Here is an 18734-nt window from a genome sequence, read left to right as displayed (position 1 = left end):
CGATACCGGCCCGAGCCGGCTGCGATCGATACGAGGATGCTTCCATGACCGATTTTACCCTGAGCGACGAAACCCTCGACCTGCTGATGCAGGTTTCAACCGCTTCGGTCGCCACCGCGCTCTACAAGCGCGGCCTGCGCAACCAGTTCATCCAGGGGGTCTCGCCGGTGAACTGGAAGGGCCGCAACATGGTCGGCCAGGCATTCACGCTGCGCTACATTCCGGCGCGTGAAGACCGCAACCCGATTGAAGTATTCCGCAACGCGGGTCATCCACAGCGCGTCGCGGTGGAAACCTGCCCGCCCGGCCATGTGCTGGTCATGGACAGCCGCAAGGACCCGCGCGCCGCCTCCGCCGGCTCGATCCTGGTGACGCGGCTCGCCATGCGCGGCTGCGCCGGCATCGTTTCGGATGGCGGCTTCCGCGATGCCGAGGGCATCGGCAAGCTCGACATGCCGGCCTATCACCAGCGTCCGTCCGCCCCAACCAATCTGACGCTGCATGAGGCGCTCGACATCAACGTGCCGATTTCCTGCGGCGACGCGGCGGTCTTCCCCGGCGACGTGCTGGTGGGCGACGGCGACGGCGTCATGGTGATCCCGGCGCATCTCGCTGACGAGATCGCCAAAGAATGCACCGGCATGGAAACGTTCGAAGACTTCGTGCTCGAACAGGTCAAGGACGGCGCGGCGATCATCGGCCTCTATCCGCCGACGTCGGACAAGGCGCAGTCCGATTATGCCGCGTGGCGCAAGAAGACCGGCCGCTAGGCTTTTGACACGCAACGGCAATTGACACTTGCAGCCTGCCTGTCCACCATGGCCGTGGCGGGACAGAAAAGCTTATGCGAGGCCTTCGATGGTGATTCCAGCGCTCCGCGCGACCGCTCTTCTTGTCGGCCTGGCTGCGATCAGCGGATGCGCTTCGGCGGTGGCCACAGGCGGCGTCGATACGGCTCAATATGAGGCGATGAGCTGCGAGGACCTCAATGTCGCGATGGGGGAAAAGGCATCCGACCTCTCCAAGACCGCGATCAGCCGCGGCAAGGTCGAGAAACTTTCCGTCCCAAACTGGCTGCTCGGCGGAACGCGCGCGGTCGGCGCCGTCACCAGTCGGCAAACGGCGCGGATCGAACGATTGCAGGCGGAAGAAGCAGCAATCCACGAGGCCCGGAAGCGCAGGTGCTGACTGCTTCAGTCCGCCCCGCGCTCAATAAGCAGCCCGGTAGATCGACAGAATGTCTTCCCGCGTGAGATCGCGCGGATTGTTGTCGAGAAGCCGTCGGATGGCGTAGGCATCGTCGGCCATGACGCCCAGATCGGATTCGGGCACGCCGAGCTTAGACAACCGCATCTCGATGCCGAGCGACCCGCAATAATCGTAGGTGGATTTCAGCACATCCCGGCCGTTCGCTGCTCCGCCCAGGCCCAGCGCCTCGATAATGCGCGCGGTCTTGTCGCCGGCAGCCGGCACGTTAAAGGCCAGCACATGCGGGAAGATCAGCGCGTTGGCGGCGCCGTGGGCGATGTGCCAGCGGGTGCCGAGCGGATAGGCGAGCGCATGGCCGCCGGCCGTGTTGACCGGACCGAGGCAGAAGCCGCCATAGAGGGAGGCCAGCGACAAGCCTGACCGCGCCTCGATATCGCTGCCGTCGCGGACGGCGCGCGCGAGATAGCGGCCAACCAGACGAATGCCTTCGAGAGCATAGAGATCGACCAGCGGATGCGCCTTCCTGCTGGTGTAGGCCTCGACGCAATGCGCCATCGCATCGACGCCGGTGGCGGCGGTGACGGCGGGCGGCACCGTCACCGTCAAGGCCGGGTCGATCACGGCGATATCGGCCAGCATTTCCATGCTTTCGACGGCAAGCTTTGCCTGCGTCGCCGGGTCTGTCACCAGCGCGCGCGTGCCGGCCTCGCTGCCGGTGCCGGAGGTGGTCGGCACCTGCGCCAGCGCGATCTTGCGCTTGCCGGCCTTGCCGACGCCGACCAGCTCGGCGAGCCGCTGTCCGGTTCCGGTCATGACCGATGCGAGCTTGGCCAAATCCATGGCGCTGCCGCCGCCGAAGCCGATGACGAGATCGGCGGCGCTTCGGTCGGCCGTTTCGATCAGCGCTTCGAGGTTCGGCAGATCGGGCTCAGGCCGCACGTCCCCAAACACCACGGTTTCGATGCCGAGTTGGAGGGTGTCGATGCGGCGCGCATTGAAGGCGTCCGCCACCACCAGCGCCTTGCGCAAACCACGCGCGCGAATCCAGCCGGAAAGCCGTGAAGCGGTGCCCGGGCCAAACTCGATGAGCGGCGGCCGAACCAGCGAGATCGGCGTGTTCAAGTCGTTCATGGCCGCGGCTCCAGGTCCAGGCGGATGTATTTGATTGCGCGGCGGTAATAGGTGAAGGCGATGTGCAGCGTGCCGCCTTCCCCGACGATGGACGGATAGGAAAACTCGCGGTTCAACCCGTCTTTGGAATTGTTGCTGAGGCAGTAGCCGTCGCCGGTTTCCAGATCGCGGCGGTCGGGAAAGCTCAGCCCGCCATCGTCGGAGATCGCGAGGCTCAGGGGCGCGCGCGCCACGCCCCAGATGGCGGCGGGGCCGAATCGGGCAGCGGTCTGCGCTTGAGCCTCGTCGCCGTCCGCTTCGATCTCGTCATAGAGCGAAAGCCGTCGCGCGTCCGACATGCCGGCATTGGAATGGTTGTAGACGATGGCGATGCGCCCATCCCCAAGCGCCACCGCCTGCACGGAAGAATTGTTGTTCGGCAGATCGGTAGGCTCCGGCGCACTCCAGCTGCGACCGCCATCCTGCGATTCGCTGCGCAGCACCTGCTCGGCGAAACGGTTGCGGTAGAAGGCCGCCATGCGGTCGCCGCCGAGCGGCACGATGTTCATGTGGACAGCGCCGATGCTGTCCGGCACGTCGTGCATCGTCCAGCTTTCGCCGCTGTCACTCGATATCAGCACAGCGGCGGTATCAGCGTCGCCGGTCCAGCGGGTGCCCGGAATGCCGATGCAGCGGAAGACCGGCAGCAGCCAGTGGCCAGCGCTGTTCACGACGATCGGCTGACGCACGAAGGTGCCGGGGACATCGCAAAGCGTGGAGACCGGCCCGAACGTCCTGCCGCCATCGGCCGAGACACGCCGCTTCACCACCGCGCCGTCCTGGTTGCCGGATGTCTGCGAGGTGTAGAGCAGCCAGACCTTGCGGTCCGGCGCGGTGAACAGCAGCGGATTCTGCTCGGATTTGTCCGGATCGTCGGAGAGCTTTTCCGGCGCCGACCAGCGATCCGAGCCCGCCGCCAGCCGCGACAGATAGATGGAAATGTCGCCCATGCCCTCCATCGTGCCGCCGAACCAGACACAGGCGAGCGAACCGTCGGCAAGCCGGGCCAAATTCGCGGCATGGTTCTGGATGCAGGGCGACGGCAGGACCGCTTCCGAACGGCCCGGCACAACGGACGCGATGCGTCCGTCCATGCGAGCCGCCACGGCTTCATGCGTGAGCGGCTCAGTTTGCTGTCCAGCCAGTGCGGGTTTCGCGGACATCGGCATATCCTCAGGGCAACGAGGCGATGCGCGGCGCCAGATCGGCGATTTCGGACGGCGACAGGGGCATCAGCGGCGGGCGCAGCCGTTCCCAACCGGTCTCGCCATTCTCGATGCCGATCATCGCCTTGATGGTCGGGATCTGGGCATAGGAATTGGACAGCGTGCGCCAGGCGTCGATGCGCGCTTGCGCGGCTTCCACCTGCGCTACCGCCGAAGGATCGGCGTAGCCGTCGAACACGGTGCGCAGCGAATCGGCGATCAGATTGGAGGTCGCCGTGATGCAGCCGGCACCGCCCTCTTTCAGCAAAGGCAGCATCAGCGGGTCGGCGCCCGGGAAGACTGCGAGGTTCGGACAGGCCTTGATCAGCGCCTGCATATTGGCGAAATCGCCCTTGGATTCCTTTACACCGACAACGGTGTCCGGATAGGCCGTGACCAGCCGGCTGACCAGATCGACGGACAGCGGAATGCCGGAAACCTGCGGAATGTGATAGAGCACCACCCTCAGCCGATCGTCGGCGATGGCATCCAGGGTGCGGGCATAGGCGGCGAACAACCCGTCGTCTGAAACGCCCTTGTAGTAGAAGGGCGGCAGCATGACGACCTTGCGCACCCCGGCCGACAGCGCGTGGCGGGTGAGATCGACCGTTTCGGGAATCGCGGCGACGCCGGTTCCCGGCATCAGCGCATCCGGATCGATGCCCGCCGCAATCACCTTTTCCAAGATTTCCTTGCGCTCGGCGACGGAGAAGGAGTTCGCCTCACCCGTGGTGCCGAGAAGTGCTACGCCATGGCAGCCGGCATCGAGCAGCCGCCGGCAATGCGTGGCGAAGCGCGCGTGATCGACCGAAAGGTCGGCGTTGAGGGGCGTGGCGGCGGCGCTGAAGACGCCGCTGACTGCGAATTTGCTCATGATGTCCCCCGCGGCGTCGCGGCGAGTCTTCGCGCATAGGCGATCGCCGAATCCATGTTGATGTGCTTGGCCTTGCCTGTGCCGGCGATGTCGAAGGCGGTTCCGTGATCGACCGAGGTACGGTCGATGGGCAGGCCGAGCGAGATGTTGACGCCGGAATCGAACGCCACCAGCTTCATCGGGATATGGCCCTGGTCGTGATACTGCGCCACGACGAGGTCGAACGCGCCATTGTAAGCGCGATGGAAGACGGTATCCGGCGGGATCGGCCCGACGGCGTCGATGCCGTCGGCGCGGGCCGCGGCGACGGCGGGAGCGATCTGTTCGTCATCCTCATGGCCGAAGAGACCGTTCTCGCCGCAATGCGGATTGAGCCCGGCGACGGCGATGCGCGGAGCCTCGAGGCCCAGCCGGCGCATATGCCTATAGCCGGTGCGGATGGTTTCAAGAATGCGCGGTGGCTTGACCCGGGCGATGGCTTCAGAAAGCGAGACATGCGTCGAGACATGGATGACCGACATGCGCTCGGAAGCCAGAAGCATCCAGGATGATTTCGAACCGGTGAGGTGCGCCAGCATCCCCGTATGGCCGTCATAGTGATGGCCGGCAAGGTTGAGCGCCTCCTTGTTGATCGGCGCGGTGACGATGCAGCCGATCTCGCCGGCCTGCCCCGCCTCGACGGCGCGCGCAATGAAATGAAAGCAGGCATCTCCGGCGCGGGGATCGACCTTGCCGAACGGAATCATGCCGCCGCCGATCTCGATGTGGTGCACGGCCACTGCATCGCCGCCCTCACCCGGTTCGCCGAAGGTCAGCGGCGCGCCTACGATTGTCGCAGCAGCCTCCAGGCTGCGCCGGTCGCCGAATACCCGCACCGAGCGGCGGTCAGCGGGGTTCATGGCCGCCAGCGACTTGCAGATGATCTCCGGGCCGACACCGGCAGGATCACCCATTGTAATGCCGATCTTGCGGCTGAGGTCAGTCATGCGCCCGAAGTCCGTTGGAAGGAAACATGGCCGGCAATGCCGCCCAATGATCGAGGCGAGGTTTATGCATCCGGCATAACTTGTCAAGTTGCTATTTATGTCCGAGGCGTTCGCAGCGATACGCGTCAAACTCACAAAGCTATGGATTTCAACAATAAACCGGATTCCTGTGCCGCTGCCCTGGTTCCGACCGCGTATTTCAGTTGGATATGGCAGTCGATTCATCTATTGACATGTTTACAAATAATGCCATGTTGGCGCGCCTGGCACGGTGAGAGCGCTAAACATTGGCGGCCGGCACGGATAGGATTTCCAAGGGAGGTATCTATGTCTGAAGTGAACGAGCGGGCCGGTCTTTCGCGGCGCGACGCATTGAAGCTCGGCCTCGGCACGAGCGTGGGCCTGACGCTGTTCGGTCTCAGCGCGCGGATTGTCGTGGCGCAGGAAGGCCAGGTTCTGAAGGTCATCAACCCCGCATTCAACCAGGACTGGTCGCCGCTGCGCGGCGGCGGCGTGCCTTACCGGTGGAATTCCACATGGTGGGCTTCACCGATGTATTTCGACGCCGACGGCAAGCTCCATCCCTATGTGTTCGCGAGTTGGGAAGCTTCCGCCGACAGCAAGACCTGGACCTTCAAGCTCGACCCGAAGGCGGTCTTCTCCGACGGCAGCAAGATCACCGCGGCCGACGTCATCGGCTCATGGAACGTGGCTGCGATGCCGTCCAGCAAGAGCCAGCGCGCCGACCAGGTTCTGGCCAAGGTCACAGGCTTCGCCGAACTGACCGGCGGCAGCGCAACGGAAATTTCCGGCGCCACGGCTCCAGACGAAGGGACCGTTGTGGTGACGTTGACGGAATCCGATCCGATCTTCTTCATGCGCGTCGCCAATCACATCATTCCGATCACCAAGGCGTCGCAGTCGCGCGGGTCCGACGGCAACGAGATCGCCGACTGGTTCACGCCGGACGCGGGCGCAGTCTATTCCGGCCCGTTCAAGCTGACATCGATCGATATCGACCAGGGCAAGCTGGTGTTCGAGCCGAACGAGAACTTCTTCGGGCCGAAGCCGAAGCTGGCGCGCATCGAGATCACCTCGGTGGAGGACAACGTGACCGCCACCTCGATGCTGAAGTCTGGCGAATACAATGCCCACACGGAACTGGTTACATCGACGATCGTGCAGGATCTGGGCGCCGAATTCGCCGCCGGGCCGATCATCCCGACCAGCCAGCATTTCTGGTTCAATGCCTCGCGCGCGCCGATGGACGATCCCAAGGTGCGCCAGGCGCTGATCATGGCGGTGGATCGCGATGGCCTGATGAAGGCCTCCTTCCCCGACGGGCCCCACAAAAAGACGGATCAGATCCTCAATTCGGTGCCGGGTGCGGAAAATTCCGGCTTCGAGCCCTACCCCTACGATCCGGAGGCCGCCAAGAAAGCGCTGAAGGAATCCAAATATGGCGGGCCGGAACGGCTGCCGAAAATCCTGTTCGTCGGCATTTCCTCGCCGGCCAACGAGGCTGCCGCGCAGTTCATCGCCGAACAGTGGCGCCAGAACCTCGGCATCACCGCCGTCGACATGAAGCCGCAGCAGGACAATTACGCCGGTCCGGACCAGAACTCGGTGCAGATATTCCGCGATGACGTCGGCACCCGGGTGCCGGATGCGGCGAGCTATCTGGCCGGGTCCATAGCCTCGACCTCTTCCAATGCCCAAAACAAGCTCGGCGGCTACAAGAACGAGAAGGTCGATGCGCTTCTGACCGAGGCTGCATCCAAGGCTGCGGACGACCCGCAGCGCATCGCGCTGGCGCAGGAGGCGCAGAAGCTGTTCCGCGAGGACTGGCCGTTCATCCCCTGGTATGCGCAGGCGATGTCGCGCTGGGCCAACGCCAACGTCAAGGGCATGGAAAAGAACCTCGACTGGCAGGTCGTGGCGCCATGGAACATCGAAATCGGCTGACGCCGGTTCGCGCACGGGGACGGTTGGGCCGTCCCCGTGCTATCTTTCACAAGACACGGGTTGAACGGTAGGAGGCCCGCATGCTGCGCTATGTCGCGACACGGCTGCTGCTGTGGATTCCTTCGGTTCTGCTGGTGATGCTGGCGGTCTATGCCATGGCATTCTATGGCGCCGGCGACCCTATCAAGCTGATCTTCCTGCGGGCGCCGGGCGATGTCGCCTACAATCCCGAGCGGATCGAGGCGATCCGGCAGGCCGCCGGCCTCGACCGGCCGTTCCTCATCCAGTTCGGCAGTTACATCCTCAACCTCGTCCAGGGCAATTTCGGCAATTCACTGACCTCGGGCCGCTCGGTCTGGGCGATGATCTCGGCGGCCGCGCCGGTCTCGTTCAAGCTCGGGCTCTGCGCCATCATCCTGACGGCGGTCATCGCCATTCCGCTCGGCATGATCGCAGCGATGAACCAGAACACCAAAACTGACTACGCCATTCTCGGCTCGGCGCTGTTTCTGTGGGCGATACCCCCCTACGTCGCCGGACCGCTGCTGATGGTGCTGCTCATCCTCATCCTGCCCAGCGGCAGCGTGCCCTATGGCTGGGGCGGCATCTTCGACGTGCGCATCCTCCTGCCGCTGATCGTCCTGTCGTTCCAGCCGATCGCGCTGATCGTGCGTCAGACACGCGCGGCCGTTATCGAAGTGCTGTCGGAGGATTTCGTCCGCACCGCGCGCGCCAAGGGCGTGCCGGAAATGGCGGTGGCGGTGAAGCACATCTTGCGGCCGGTGCTGACGCCGGTCGTCACCCAGCTCGGCCTGATCATGATCACCATCGTCAACGGCGCGATCTTCGTGGAACTGGTCTTCGGCCTGCCCGGCCTCGGCCGCCTGACCGTGCAGGCGCTGACCAATTCGGACTATCCGGTGATCCTCGCCATCACGCTGATCGGCTCGTTCCTGGTCATGCTCTCCAACCTTCTGGTGGACGTCCTCTATCCGTTGCTCGATCCGCGCGCCGCCGACCAGATGAGGAGCCGCTAGCATGTCCATGCAGCCCTCCGTGCAGCCCATGACCGTGCCGCTGGTCGATGACGAACCGCCCGTCAGCCTGTGGCGCGACGCCTGGCATCGGTTGCTGCGCAACCGGCTTGCCGTGGCGGGCCTTGTCATCGTGGTGCTGCTGGCCTTCGTCGCCGTCTTCGGACCGTGGCTGACGCCTTACGACTTCCTGTCCCAGGACCTCAACGCCCGCAACCAATTGCCCTCGCTCGCGCATCTGTTCGGCACCGACGACCTTGGCCGCGATGTGCTTTCGCGCGTCATCTACGGCACCCGGACGGCCTTCGTTGTGGCGGTGGTGGTGACCGCCGTCGCCGTCGTCATCGGCGTGACGCTGGGCGCCATGGCGGGGTTCTTCGGCGGCTGGTTCGACCGCATCGTCATGTGGCTGACCGACATGACCATGTCGGTTCCGAACCTTTTGCTGGTCGTGGTCATCAATGCGTCTCTGAAAGGTCCGGCCATGGCCTGGATGGAGGCGCGTTATCTCGAAACGCTCAATCCGTTCTACCGTGAGACCGTCTGGGTCGATTTCCTGCTGGTGTTCGGCTCGATGGCGCTGATTTCGTGGCCGCCCTATGCGCGGCTGGTCAGGGCGCAGGTGCTGTCGATCCGTGGACGGCCATACGTGACGGCGGCGCGAGCGCTCGGCCTGACCAATCGGCTGATCCTGACGCGCTATGTGGTGCCGAATGCGCTCGGGCCGCTGATCGTCTCCGTCAGCGCCGGCCTTGGCACGGCGATGGTTCTGGAAAGCGCCTTCTCCTTCCTCGGTGTGGGCGTCAACCCGCCAACGCCGTCCTGGGGCAACATGATCTCCGACGGACTGCGCGTCTGGCAACACTATCCGCACCTTCTGGCCGCACCGGCAGCGGTGCTTGGGCTGGCCACCGCCGCCTTTTCCTTCCTCGGCGACGGTCTCAACGACGCGCTCAACCCGAAAGGCAGCAAATGACCGCGCCGGCACAGGACAAGCCGCTTCTCGACGTTCGCGGCCTCACCATCGAGATCGACTCGCGCCGCGGCCCGGCGATCATCGTCGACGGCATCGACCTGACGGTCGCCAAGGGCGAGACGCTCGGCGTGGTCGGCGAATCCGGCTGCGGCAAGAGCCTGACGATGCTGTCGCTGGTGCGCCTCCTACCCAACAAGATCCGGGTGAAATCCGGCACCGCCGATTTCGCCGGGCGCGACCTGCTCAAGATGTCGAAGGCGGAATTGCGCGAAGTGCGCGGCGGCAAGGTCGGTTTCGTCTTCCAGGACCCGATGACCTCGCTCAATCCGGTCATGCGCATCGGCGACCAGCTTGCCGAGCCACTCATCTACCATCGAAACCTGTCCAAGGCCGAAGCGAAGGACAAGGCGATCGAACTCCTGCGCCTTGTCGGCATCCCGGCGCCGGAAAAGCGCATTGGCGCCTATCCTCACGAACTGTCGGGCGGCATGCGCCAGCGGGTCATGATCGCCATTGGGCTCGCCTGCGATCCCGAACTGCTGATCGCCGACGAACCGACAACGGCGCTGGACGTGACGATCCAGGCGCAGATCGTCGATCTGGTAAGGGAGCTGCGCGCCAAACTCGGCATGTCGGTGGTGTGGATCACTCACGATCTCGCCCTGATCGCCGGGCTGGCTGACCGCGTTGCCGTCCTCTACGCGGGAACCGTCGTCGAGGATGCGCCGGTTGACGAGCTTTTCGCGCGGCCCGGCCATCCCTATACGCGCGGCCTGCTGGCATCGATTCCGAAGCTGACCGACGAGCGCACGGCGAGGCTGGCCTCCATCGGCGGCACGCCGCCGGAACCCGGACGGCGGCCCGCCGGCTGCCCGTTCGCGCCGCGCTGCACGTTGAGCGAAGCGATCTGCCACGAACGGGTGCCCGCGCTTGAGCCGCTTGGCACACCGACGCATCGCGTCGCCTGCTGGGTAGCGCAGCGGCAAATCAGGGAGGCGGCGTGATGGCTGCGGCAGAACCCCTGATCCGGGTCGAGAACCTGGTCAAGCATTTCGTCGTTCGCCTGGGCGCTTTCGGCGAGGTCGGCGCAACGGTGCACGCGCTGGACGATGTCAATTTCGACATCATGGAAGGCGAGACGCTGAGCCTGGTCGGCGAATCCGGTTGCGGCAAGTCGACCACCGGCTTCACCCTGCTCAACCTGCACAAGGCGACCTCCGGCAAAGTGATGTTCGAGGGCGAGAACATCGTCTCGCTCGATGAAAAGCGGATGCGGCCCTACCGCCGGCAGTTGCAGATCGTCTTCCAGGACCCCTACTCCACGCTGAACCCGCGCATGACGGTGGGCGAAGCGGTGGGCGAGCCGATCCTGTTCCACAGGCTGGCGACGAAGGTGGAGCTGCCGGAACGCGTGGCGCGGCTGCTCGGCGATGTCGGCCTGCCGGCGCGTTTTGCCTCGCGCTATCCGCATGAACTCTCCGGCGGCCAGCGCCAGCGCGTGGCGATCGCCCGCGCGCTCGCCTGCGAGCCGAAATTCATCGTCTGCGACGAGGCGATCTCGGCGCTCGACGTCTCCATCCAGGCGCAGATCATCAATCTGCTGCTCGACCTGCAGCAGAAATACCGGCTGACCTATCTGTTCATCGCCCATGATCTGGCGGTCGTGCGCCATATCAGCGACCGGGTCGGCGTCATGTATCTCGGGCGGCTCGCCGAACTGGCGACGCGCGAGCAGCTCTTCTCCAATCCGCTGCACCCCTACACGAGGGCGCTGCTGTCGGCGGTGCCGGAAGCCGATCCGATCATCGAAAAAACGCGCCGCCGCCAGATTCTCACCGGCGACGTGCCAAGCCCGCTCGATCCGCCGGCAGGCTGCCGGTTCCACACGCGCTGCCCGATCGCCATGGATGTCTGCCGCAGGGTCGTGCCGGAATGGCGCGATGTCGGGGCCGGCCATCATGTCGCCTGCCACGCGGTCGGAGCCGTGGCGCCGGGATGACGCTCAAACTCGCCATTGTCGCCGACGATCTGACAGGTGCGCTCGACACATCGGCGCCCTTGGTCGCAGCTGGCCTGACAGTGGCGGTGGCGATGACGCCTGAAGCCGTGAACCGGGCTGTTGCAGGTGGCCCTGACGTGCTGGCGGTGAACACCGCTTCGCGCACGCTGCCTGCCGAGGAAGCAGCGGCCTGCGTCGCACAGGCCGCGGCAGGCTTCACGCCTTTTCTCCCGAAGATCGTTCTGAAGAAGATCGATTCCCGGTTGAAGGGGAACATTGGAGCGGAAACAGCGGCCTTGGCGGAATGCACCGGGCGAACAAGTATCCTCGTCGCGGCCGCCGTGCCGGATCAGGGCCGCATCGTGAAGGATGGCGCGGTCGCCGGCAGAGGCGTTGACGCACCGCTTGCCATCCGACCGCTTTTTGCCGCGCTCGGCCTTGCTGTGGAAGTGGCGGATGCCAAATCCGATGCCGATCTCGACCGGATCGTCGCGCAGCAGCGCGATTGGCAGGACACACTTGCCGTCGGCGCGCGCGGAATCGGCCTCGCCCTGGCCCGCAGTCTGGCCACCGGAAAAGCTGCCCCCGACGAGCCGTTGCGGTCGACACAGGCAACATTGTTCGCCTTCGGCTCGCGCGACCCGATCACCGAGCGCCAGATCGCCCGTCTTGCCGAAGACCGCAGTTCGCTTGTCTTGTGCGATGCCCCGGCAGGCCGGTTTAAGGCGGCCAGCAATTATCGTCTGCCGCTGGCGGTGCATTGCACAGGCGATATGGACACGGAACCGGCGCTCGTTGCCGCCCGTTTCGGCTCAGCCATCGCGGCAGCCGTCAAACTGCTTCAGCCGGCAACGCTGGTCATGGGCGGCGGCGATACGGCGCTTGCCATCCTGTCGGCACTCGGCGCTGATGTGTTGTTTCCGCGCGGCGAAGCTGCCCCTGGCCTGCCATGGTTCGAAATCGCGATGCCGAATGGCAAAAAGCTGCGCTGTGTGGTGAAATCAGGCGGATTCGGCACCATCGACGTTCTTTCCGAACTGTTGAGGGAGCCGGTCAGCGAGCGAGCGGAGTGCTGATGACGACCGAGATGCATCAGAACCAGTCGGATGCCGAGCCTGGCAGCGGCCAGATGGACCAGCCTTCCGGCAGGATGGCCTCCAAGGCGCCGAAGCTCGTCGACAAGGTTTTCGGACAGTTGCAGGAGCGCATCGTCTCCGGCGAGTTCCCGTCCGGCTCCAAACTGCCGGGAGAGCACGATCTCGCCACCCTGCTCGGCGTTTCGCGACCGGTGGTGCGGGACGCGCTTGGCCGCCTGCGCGAGGTCGGGCTTGTCTATTCCCGCCAGGGCTCGGGAACCTTCGTTCGCGTTTTTGACGCGCAGCGGACATCGCTAGGCTTTTCGCCAGTCAAGTCGATCGCCGATATCCAACGTTGCTACGAGTTCCGGCTGACCATCGAACCGGATGCCGCTTTCTTCGGCGCGCTGCGCCGCGATGACGGCGCGCTGCGCAACATCCGGGCCGCGCTTTCGGAATTGCGGGAGGCGACGCGGGACCAGACCCACCGCTCGGACGTCGATTTCCTGTTCCACAGGGCAGTCGCGGAATCCGCCAACAACCACTATTACACGGCCTGTCTCGACGCCTTGCGGCAGCACATCGCCGTCGGCATGAACCTGCATGGCCTGTCGCTGATGGGACCGCTGGTGAAGCTCGAACAGGTCTACGAGGAGCATCGCGATATCTGCGAGGCTATCGCCAATGGTGAGGCCGAGCTGGCGCGCGAGCGCATGCGCGAGCATCTCGAGGGATCGCGCAACCGGCTGTTCGAAAACAAGATGCTCGACCTGTCGCGCTGAAAGGCGGGCTTCTCAGCTCTGAAACGGGCGCAAGGCGAGACATCCGAGTCTGCCAAATACAAGGGGCCAGAGCGCGGGTTTGCCAGCCTGCGTACTCTTTCGCAAATGAGGCTGATACGGGAACGTTTCTTTCTCGTTTGGACTTACTTCGTTGGTCTTTGAAAAGATTTGCCGCCGACGACGTAATATCGTTCTGCTCCAATGACGAAGACGAGCACCTATTCCGACACGCCCTTCCCGCGCCCGCGGACGCTCGTGCATCCGGGACGCTTCAATCCCGTCCGTATCCAGAGTCTGGATGCGCAACAGGCCCGCCATATCAGGCTCCTGCTCGAACCGGGCAAAAGCCTGTTCGATGCGCTGGTGGGTCCATTATCGGAAAACGGCATCGCCAGCGCATCCACCACGATCCTCGGCGGCAGCTTCGATACGCTGACCTATTGCGTCGCGCCGCCCGATCTGAGCGGAAAGTCGGTGATCGCCTACGGCAAGCCGTTGCAGGCCGGCCGCGCCTTCATGATCTTCGGCAACGCGACACTCGGCAAGGCGGTCGATGGCGCGCCGCTGGTGCATTGCCATGCTGCGATCAGGACCGAGAACGGAACGGTCAAGGGTGGGCATCTCATCACCGAGCGGTGCGTCGTCGGGGAGGCTCCGATCCCTGTTCTGGTAACCTGTCTTGCCGGCTTCGAACTGCGTCAGGCGCATGATCCTGAAACCAACATGCTGCTCCTCCAGCCCCGAAAGGTCGCGCTCCATGGCTGACTTGGCACTCGTCGAAGAGGGATCGATGGGGCGCGTGGCCTATGGCCGGATCGCGCCGAACGAGGATCTGGTCCAGGGACTGGAAAAGCTTTGCCTTGCCCACGGCTTCCGCAATGCCTTCGTGCGGGGCGCGCTGGGCAGCCTGGTGGATGCCTGCCTTGGCTCGACGAACGGCAAGATCGTTCATGTCGCCGGGCCGGCGGTCGAGGTCGTCAGCATCGCCGGCGAGGTTCGCAGCAAGCCGGACGGCTCCCTGGCGGCCTCCCTGTCGGGCGTCGTGTCGGATACGGACGGCAACGTCTATGGCGGGCCATTTGTGGCCGGCGCCAATATTGTCTGCATCACCTTCGAAGTGACCCTCGAGGAATGGCTGCCTGCTGGCTGACACGGTGGCCAGCCGACGGTTTTGCGTGTAGGCGGAATGTTGCCGACCCGGCTGCAGCGCAACTCTTATAGGCCCCAATTGAGCAGGCTTTATCTTCTCCGGCACGCGAAAGCAGGATGGGCCCAGCCCGGAACGCGTGACTTCGACCGAACGCTCGACGCCTCCGGCCAAGCCGATGCCGAGAAAATGGGCATGGCCATGCATACCCGCGGCTACGTGCCCGACCTGACGCTCTGCTCCACGGCTGTCAGGGCGAGGCAAACGCTTGAGGGCATTGCAGGCCACGCCGACACGGGCCGCGTGCTGTTCCTCGACACGCTCTATTCCGACGATGCGACCGGATACCTCAACTCGATCCGGGAGCATGGAGCTTCCCGTTCCGTGCTGGTGATCGGCCACAACCCGATGATGGAAGATTTGGCTGTTGCCGTCTCTGGCGACGGCGAAACGGAGGCGCTCGGCGCACTCGGCTCCGGGTTTCCGACCTCCGGACTGGCGGTCATCTATTTCGATGGCGGGCTTGCCAAGGCGGCGCCGGGAGCAGGCCGATTGCGGGCCTTCCTGACACCTTCCGGCGCCTGAGCCCATTTCAAAGGCGGCCAAGCCAACCTATATCGGGTTGCCACACTTCAAGGGAATCCGATTGGCGTCATCCCTGACCACCTTGTCCGACGAAGCACGCATCGCGCTTGAAACCATGGCAGGCCGTGCTTCCGGGCTGTTTTCTCCCGGCCTGCGGCTCGGCGTTACCGGGCTGTCGCGCGCCGGCAAGACCGTGTTCATCTCGGCGCTGGTGCACAACCTTGTCCATGGCGGGCGGCTGCCGCTGTTCGAAGCGCAGAAATCCGGCCGCATCGCTCGCGCCTTTCTCGAGGAGCAGCCGGACGACAACGTGCCGCGCTTCCAGTACGAGGACCATATCAACGCGCTGGTTGACGACCGCATATGGCCGGATTCGACACGCGCGGTTTCCGAACTGCGGCTGACCATCGAGTACGAGTCCGCTTCGGCCTGGAACCGCATGTTTTCCGCCGGCAAACTGTCCGTCGACATCGTCGATTATCCCGGCGAATGGCTTCTCGACCTGCCGCTGCTGGGCAAGTCCTTCGCCGAGTTTTCTAACGACGCCAGGGAAATGGCGCTGCTGCCGGTTCGCACCGATCTGTCGAAAGACTGGCTGGCGCTGGCCGCCGCCACCGATCCGAATACAGACGCGGACGAGATGACGGCGCGGCGGCTGGCCGAGAGCTTCACCGCCTATCTCAAGGCCTGCAAGCTGGATGAGCGGGCGCTGTCGACATTGCCGCCAGGCCGTTTCCTGATGCCGGGAGACATGGAAGGCTCGCCGGCGCTGACATTCGCGCCCCTGCCGGACCTCGGCGACAAGCGCGCCCGCTCCGGCTCGCTGCAGGCGATGATGGAACGACGCTACGAGGCCTACAAGACGCATGTGGTGAAGCCGTTTTTCCGCGAGCACATCACCCGGCTCGATCGGCAGATCGTGCTGATCGACGCCATGCAGGCGCTGAATGCCGGCGCCGGCGCGGTGGCGGATCTTGAAAGGGCGCTGACGGAGATCCTCGCCTGCTTCCGCCTCGGCCAAGGCAGTTTTCTCACGGATTTCTTCGCCCGGCGCATCGACCGCATCCTGATCGCCGCCACCAAGGCGGATCATCTTCACCATGAAAGCCATGACCGGCTGCAGGCCATCGTGCGCAGACTGGCCGACCGGGCCATAGCCCGCGCCAGCTTCAGCGGCGCCGATGTCGATGTGGTGGCGATGGCAGCTGTGCGCGCCACCCGAGAAGGCACAGTCAAGCAGGGCCGGGAGACCTTGCCGGTCATCATCGGCACGCCCTTGTCGGGTGAGAAAATCGGCAACGACCGGTTCGACGGAAAGACGGAAACTGCAATATTTCCCGGTGACTTACCGTCCGATATTAATTCCGTTTTCGAGGACTCTCGTTCCGACTCAAGCGAGGATGCCGCCATCCGGTTCGTGCGTTTTCGACCGCCGAAGCTGGAGCGCACGGCTGAGGGGCTCACCCTTTCGCTGCCACACATCCGGCTCGACCGGGCGCTACAGTTCCTGATGGGAGACAGACTGGCATGACGGTTCGCAAACCGGCCGCCTTCCGGATCGAGCCGCAGGAGACGGCAAGCAAGGCCGCGCCAAAGCCAGTTGAGACAGCGACGGGGCGCCGGCCCCGTTCCGTAAAAGCCGATGCTGTCGTCGTTCCGGCGGAAATCGATGTCTTCGACGTGCCGGAGATTGTCACCGCGACCCCGCCTCCAGCTACGGCGCCGCGCCGCCATTCCATGCTCGGCAGTATCTTCATCGGCGCGCTGGGCATCCTGGTATCCCTCGCGGTCGGCCTGTGGACCGACAGCCTGATTCGCGAATTGTTCGAGCGCGCGCAGTGGCTGGGCTGGCTGGCAGCCGGCGTTGCCGTCGTCGCCGTGGTGGCGCTGCTGGTCATCCTCGCGCGGGAATTCCTCGCCATCAGCCGCCTCGCGGAAGTGGAGAAGCTGCAGAAACGGGCGCTGGACGCTATCGGCCGCAACGATCCCAAGGCGGCGCGTTCCGTGGTCGACGAACTGTCGGCCTTCGTCGCCGCCAAGCCGCAGACGGCGGCGGGTCGGCGGGCGCTGGCTGACCTCCGGCATGAGATCATCGACGGCGCGGACCTCGTCAAGCTCGCCGAGATCGAGATTCTCGGGCCGTTGGATGCGCAGGCCAAGACAATGATCCTTGACGCCGCCAAGCGCGTTTCGCTGGTCACGGCGGTCAGCCCCCGCGCGCTCGTCGATGTCGCCTATGTCGTCTTCGAAGCCGGCCGGCTGATCCGGCGGCTTTCGGAACTCTATGGCGGACGGCCCGGCACGCTGGGTTTCTTCAGGCTTGCCCGCAGCGTGCTCGCGCATCTGGCCGTGACCGGCTCGATCGCGGTGGGCGACAGTTTCGTCCAGCAGATCGTTGGCCACGGGCTGGCGGCGCGGCTGTCGGCCAAGCTCGGCGAAGGCGTGGTCAACGGCATGATGACGGCGCGAATCGGCATGGCCGCGATGGAGACGGCGCGGCCCCTGCCCTTTACGGCGGCGAAGCGGCCGGGCATGGGCGATTTCCTCGCGGCGCTGACGTCATTTGCGACGAGCAAGGCCAATGAACCCGGTAAAAACGGCAGCTGAATCGCCCTGTTTTTTCGCGCCGGACAAGCGCCGGGTGACGAAGCATTAACCAATCCTGGTCATGGTTAACCAACGTCTTCCCACAGTTCCGTTGCCGGGTGTTACCTGATGAAAAGCATGCTTTCGACTGCCGTAATGCCTTTGGCCCTGACGGTTTCGATGCTTGCCGGCCTGACCGGTCAAGCCGTCTCCGCAGACCGTGACAAACAGTTCTTCCAGTCCGTCGAAGGCAATTGGGTCGGACCGGGCGAAATCGTCGCCGGAAAATACAAGGGTACGAAATTCAACTGCACGTTCGTCGGTTCGACACCCGAAGGCAAGATCGGCATGAGCCTGGATGGCGGTTGCCGCGTCGGCGTCTTCACGCAGAAGATGTCGGCCACCGTCGAGCACAAGGGCCGCGAGGGCTACAAAGGCAGCTTCATGGGTGGCGCCGGTGGATCCGGACTGGATATCATTTCCGGCAATGTGGTCGATGCGCGCAAAGTCATTTTCGCGATAAACCGCAACCAGTTGCGCGGCGTCATGCAGGCTCGTATCCCCAACGACGACGCCATGGTGGTGACGGTTTCGGTGCGCGTCGACAAACAGCTTGTGCCGGTCATCGGCATGAATTTGAAACGCGTCGACGACGTCCAGGTCGGGGCAATCGCCAAGAATTGACCCAAGCAAACAAAAGCGACAGCCAATGGCTGCCGCCCATGCTTTCGGACAATGATCAGCCCTTGATGGCGATCAGCCCTTGATGGCCGCGATCACTTCATCATAAGCCTTGCAGGCTTCGGCCGCAGTCGTCGCGCCCTGGTATTTGCCCACCACTTCCTGAACCTTGGCGCTCAGTTCCGCCGCCTTGGCCGGCTCCTTGGTCACCGCCTCCTGAAGCGCCGTCGTCATCTCCTGCGCTTTTTTGGTCAATTGCTCGCTGGTGCATTCCGGCGCTTTCGAACACGCCGATCCCGCGAGTGCCGCGGCGCAAGCCGCAAGCATCAAAAATCTCTTCATTATCAATCCTCTCCTTGAACCGGTTGCGGTCAATTCCGCAGGCCGCTCAAGCCCCTCGCTGGCCAAAGGCCGCAAGCTCCTTAGCGCAGGTTCATGACAACGGGCAATCGATCGCTC

General features: G+C 64.4%; 20 protein-coding genes. 15 read left to right on the top strand and 5 right to left on the bottom strand.

Annotated elements, in window-relative coordinates:
• Positions 1–44: 44 nt before the first annotated feature.
• The gene (locus tag ASD44_RS04715) at positions 45–770 is read left to right on the top strand and encodes a ribonuclease activity regulator RraA (protein WP_056109367.1); all 726 of its coding nucleotides are present in this window, start codon (positions 45–47) and stop codon (positions 768–770) included.
• 88 nt (positions 771–858) lie between these two features.
• Positions 859–1188, top strand: a complete 330-nt coding sequence (locus ASD44_RS04710; RefSeq protein ID WP_156459771.1) for a hypothetical protein — start codon at positions 859–861, stop codon at positions 1186–1188.
• A gap of 21 nt (positions 1189–1209) precedes the next feature.
• Here ASD44_RS04710 and ASD44_RS04705 read toward each other — a convergent pair whose 3' ends face one another.
• The 4 genes from ASD44_RS04705 to pdxA all read right to left on the bottom strand — a co-directional run bounded on the left by ASD44_RS04705 (position 1210) and on the right by pdxA (position 5444).
• Positions 1210–2340 carry an iron-containing alcohol dehydrogenase gene (locus ASD44_RS04705; RefSeq protein ID WP_056109365.1) on the bottom strand — a complete coding sequence of 377 codons (1131 nt, stop codon included), beginning with the start codon at positions 2338–2340 and terminating at the stop codon, positions 1210–1212.
• Positions 2337–3473 (bottom strand): exo-alpha-sialidase, encoded by a 1137-nt coding sequence (locus ASD44_RS04700; protein ID WP_056115448.1) that lies wholly within the window; start codon positions 3471–3473, stop codon positions 2337–2339. The genes ASD44_RS04705 and ASD44_RS04700 overlap by 4 nt, the downstream gene beginning before the upstream one ends.
• Positions 3474–3552: 79 nt before the next feature.
• The gene (locus ASD44_RS04695; protein WP_056109363.1) at positions 3553–4458 is read right to left on the bottom strand and encodes a dihydrodipicolinate synthase family protein; all 906 of its coding nucleotides are present in this window, start codon (positions 4456–4458) and stop codon (positions 3553–3555) included.
• Positions 4455–5444, bottom strand: a complete 990-nt coding sequence (pdxA, locus tag ASD44_RS04690; RefSeq protein WP_056109361.1) for a 4-hydroxythreonine-4-phosphate dehydrogenase PdxA — start codon at positions 5442–5444, stop codon at positions 4455–4457. The genes ASD44_RS04695 and pdxA overlap by 4 nt, the downstream gene beginning before the upstream one ends.
• A gap of 327 nt (positions 5445–5771) precedes the next feature.
• Here pdxA and ASD44_RS04685 point away from each other — a divergent pair, with 327 nt between their 5' ends.
• The 13 genes from ASD44_RS04685 to ASD44_RS04625 all read left to right on the top strand — a co-directional run bounded on the left by ASD44_RS04685 (position 5772) and on the right by ASD44_RS04625 (position 18278).
• A complete protein-coding gene (locus tag ASD44_RS04685) occupies positions 5772–7409 on the top strand; it encodes an ABC transporter substrate-binding protein (protein ID WP_056109358.1) in 1638 nt (545 codons plus the stop codon).
• Positions 7410–7489: 80 nt separating this feature from the next.
• The gene (locus ASD44_RS04680; protein WP_056109356.1) at positions 7490–8446 is read left to right on the top strand and encodes an ABC transporter permease; all 957 of its coding nucleotides are present in this window, start codon (positions 7490–7492) and stop codon (positions 8444–8446) included.
• A 28-nt stretch (positions 8447–8474) separates the two neighbouring features.
• Positions 8475–9419, top strand: a complete 945-nt coding sequence (locus ASD44_RS04675) for an ABC transporter permease (RefSeq protein WP_056115445.1) — start codon at positions 8475–8477, stop codon at positions 9417–9419.
• The gene (locus tag ASD44_RS04670; RefSeq protein WP_056109355.1) at positions 9416–10423 is read left to right on the top strand and encodes an ABC transporter ATP-binding protein; all 1008 of its coding nucleotides are present in this window, start codon (positions 9416–9418) and stop codon (positions 10421–10423) included. The genes ASD44_RS04675 and ASD44_RS04670 overlap by 4 nt, the downstream gene beginning before the upstream one ends.
• Positions 10423–11418, top strand: coding sequence for an ABC transporter ATP-binding protein (locus tag ASD44_RS04665; RefSeq protein ID WP_056109353.1), 996 nt, complete (start codon positions 10423–10425; stop codon positions 11416–11418). The genes ASD44_RS04670 and ASD44_RS04665 overlap by 1 nt, the downstream gene beginning before the upstream one ends.
• Positions 11415–12494 carry a four-carbon acid sugar kinase family protein gene (locus ASD44_RS04660; protein WP_056109352.1) on the top strand — a complete coding sequence of 360 codons (1080 nt, stop codon included), beginning with the start codon at positions 11415–11417 and terminating at the stop codon, positions 12492–12494. The genes ASD44_RS04665 and ASD44_RS04660 overlap by 4 nt, the downstream gene beginning before the upstream one ends.
• Before the next feature lie 53 nt (positions 12495–12547).
• On the top strand, positions 12548–13276 hold the full coding sequence (locus ASD44_RS04655) for a FadR/GntR family transcriptional regulator (RefSeq protein WP_056115441.1): 729 nt from the start codon (positions 12548–12550) through the stop codon (positions 13274–13276).
• 201 nt (positions 13277–13477) lie between these two features.
• A complete protein-coding gene (locus tag ASD44_RS04650; protein WP_056109350.1) occupies positions 13478–14041 on the top strand; it encodes a DUF296 domain-containing protein in 564 nt (187 codons plus the stop codon).
• Positions 14034–14426: a PPC domain-containing DNA-binding protein gene (locus ASD44_RS04645; RefSeq protein ID WP_056109349.1), complete on the top strand. Its 393-nt coding sequence runs from the start codon at positions 14034–14036 to the stop codon at positions 14424–14426. The genes ASD44_RS04650 and ASD44_RS04645 overlap by 8 nt, the downstream gene beginning before the upstream one ends.
• Before the next feature lie 78 nt (positions 14427–14504).
• A complete protein-coding gene (locus tag ASD44_RS04640) occupies positions 14505–15008 on the top strand; it encodes a histidine phosphatase family protein (protein ID WP_056115438.1) in 504 nt (167 codons plus the stop codon).
• Positions 15009–15069: 61 nt separating this feature from the next.
• On the top strand, positions 15070–16539 hold the full coding sequence (locus ASD44_RS04635; protein ID WP_056109347.1) for a YcjX family protein: 1470 nt from the start codon (positions 15070–15072) through the stop codon (positions 16537–16539).
• Positions 16536–17615: a TIGR01620 family protein gene (locus ASD44_RS04630; protein ID WP_056109345.1), complete on the top strand. Its 1080-nt coding sequence runs from the start codon at positions 16536–16538 to the stop codon at positions 17613–17615. Before ASD44_RS04635 ends, ASD44_RS04630 begins: the two co-directional genes overlap by 4 nt.
• A gap of 108 nt (positions 17616–17723) precedes the next feature.
• The gene (locus ASD44_RS04625; RefSeq protein WP_056109343.1) at positions 17724–18278 is read left to right on the top strand and encodes a hypothetical protein; all 555 of its coding nucleotides are present in this window, start codon (positions 17724–17726) and stop codon (positions 18276–18278) included.
• A gap of 72 nt (positions 18279–18350) precedes the next feature.
• Here ASD44_RS04625 and ASD44_RS04620 read toward each other — a convergent pair whose 3' ends face one another.
• Complete coding sequence (locus ASD44_RS04620; protein WP_244478720.1) at positions 18351–18683, bottom strand: hypothetical protein; 333 nt, start codon at positions 18681–18683, stop codon at positions 18351–18353.
• Between the last annotated feature and the right edge of the window lie 51 nt (positions 18684–18734).

The organism is Mesorhizobium sp. Root554 (assembly GCF_001427025.1).
GTDB lineage: Bacteria > Pseudomonadota > Alphaproteobacteria > Rhizobiales > Rhizobiaceae > Mesorhizobium.
Note: the sequence above shows the minus strand (reverse complement) of the source record. Positions and strands in the feature narration are given on the sequence as shown.

Excerpts from the sequence above, each read along its gene's own strand:
- pdxA (WP_056109361.1), bottom strand. The coding sequence starts at position 5,444 with ATGACTGACCTCAGCCGCAAGATCGGCATTACAATGGGTGATCCTGCC.
- ASD44_RS04650 (WP_056109350.1), top strand. The coding sequence starts at position 13,478 with ATGACGAAGACGAGCACCTATTCCGACACGCCCTTCCCGCGCCCGCGG.
- ASD44_RS04685 (WP_056109358.1), top strand. The coding sequence starts at position 5,772 with ATGTCTGAAGTGAACGAGCGGGCCGGTCTTTCGCGGCGCGACGCATTG.
- ASD44_RS04695 (WP_056109363.1), bottom strand. The coding sequence starts at position 4,458 with ATGAGCAAATTCGCAGTCAGCGGCGTCTTCAGCGCCGCCGCCACGCCC.
- ASD44_RS04675 (WP_056115445.1), top strand. The coding sequence starts at position 8,475 with ATGACCGTGCCGCTGGTCGATGACGAACCGCCCGTCAGCCTGTGGCGC.
- ASD44_RS04700 (WP_056115448.1), bottom strand. The coding sequence starts at position 3,473 with ATGGACGGACGCATCGCGTCCGTTGTGCCGGGCCGTTCGGAAGCGGTC.
- ASD44_RS04655 (WP_056115441.1), top strand. The coding sequence starts at position 12,548 with ATGGACCAGCCTTCCGGCAGGATGGCCTCCAAGGCGCCGAAGCTCGTC.
- ASD44_RS04625 (WP_056109343.1), top strand. The coding sequence starts at position 17,724 with ATGAAAAGCATGCTTTCGACTGCCGTAATGCCTTTGGCCCTGACGGTT.
- ASD44_RS04680 (WP_056109356.1), top strand. The coding sequence starts at position 7,490 with ATGCTGCGCTATGTCGCGACACGGCTGCTGCTGTGGATTCCTTCGGTT.
- ASD44_RS04660 (WP_056109352.1), top strand. The coding sequence starts at position 11,415 with ATGACGCTCAAACTCGCCATTGTCGCCGACGATCTGACAGGTGCGCTC.
- ASD44_RS04670 (WP_056109355.1), top strand. The coding sequence starts at position 9,416 with ATGACCGCGCCGGCACAGGACAAGCCGCTTCTCGACGTTCGCGGCCTC.
- ASD44_RS04705 (WP_056109365.1), bottom strand. The coding sequence starts at position 2,340 with ATGAACGACTTGAACACGCCGATCTCGCTGGTTCGGCCGCCGCTCATC.
- ASD44_RS04645 (WP_056109349.1), top strand. The coding sequence starts at position 14,034 with ATGGCTGACTTGGCACTCGTCGAAGAGGGATCGATGGGGCGCGTGGCC.
- ASD44_RS04710 (WP_156459771.1), top strand. The coding sequence starts at position 859 with ATGGTGATTCCAGCGCTCCGCGCGACCGCTCTTCTTGTCGGCCTGGCT.
- ASD44_RS04665 (WP_056109353.1), top strand. The coding sequence starts at position 10,423 with ATGGCTGCGGCAGAACCCCTGATCCGGGTCGAGAACCTGGTCAAGCAT.
- ASD44_RS04715 (WP_056109367.1), top strand. The coding sequence starts at position 45 with ATGACCGATTTTACCCTGAGCGACGAAACCCTCGACCTGCTGATGCAG.
- ASD44_RS04630 (WP_056109345.1), top strand. The coding sequence starts at position 16,536 with ATGACGGTTCGCAAACCGGCCGCCTTCCGGATCGAGCCGCAGGAGACG.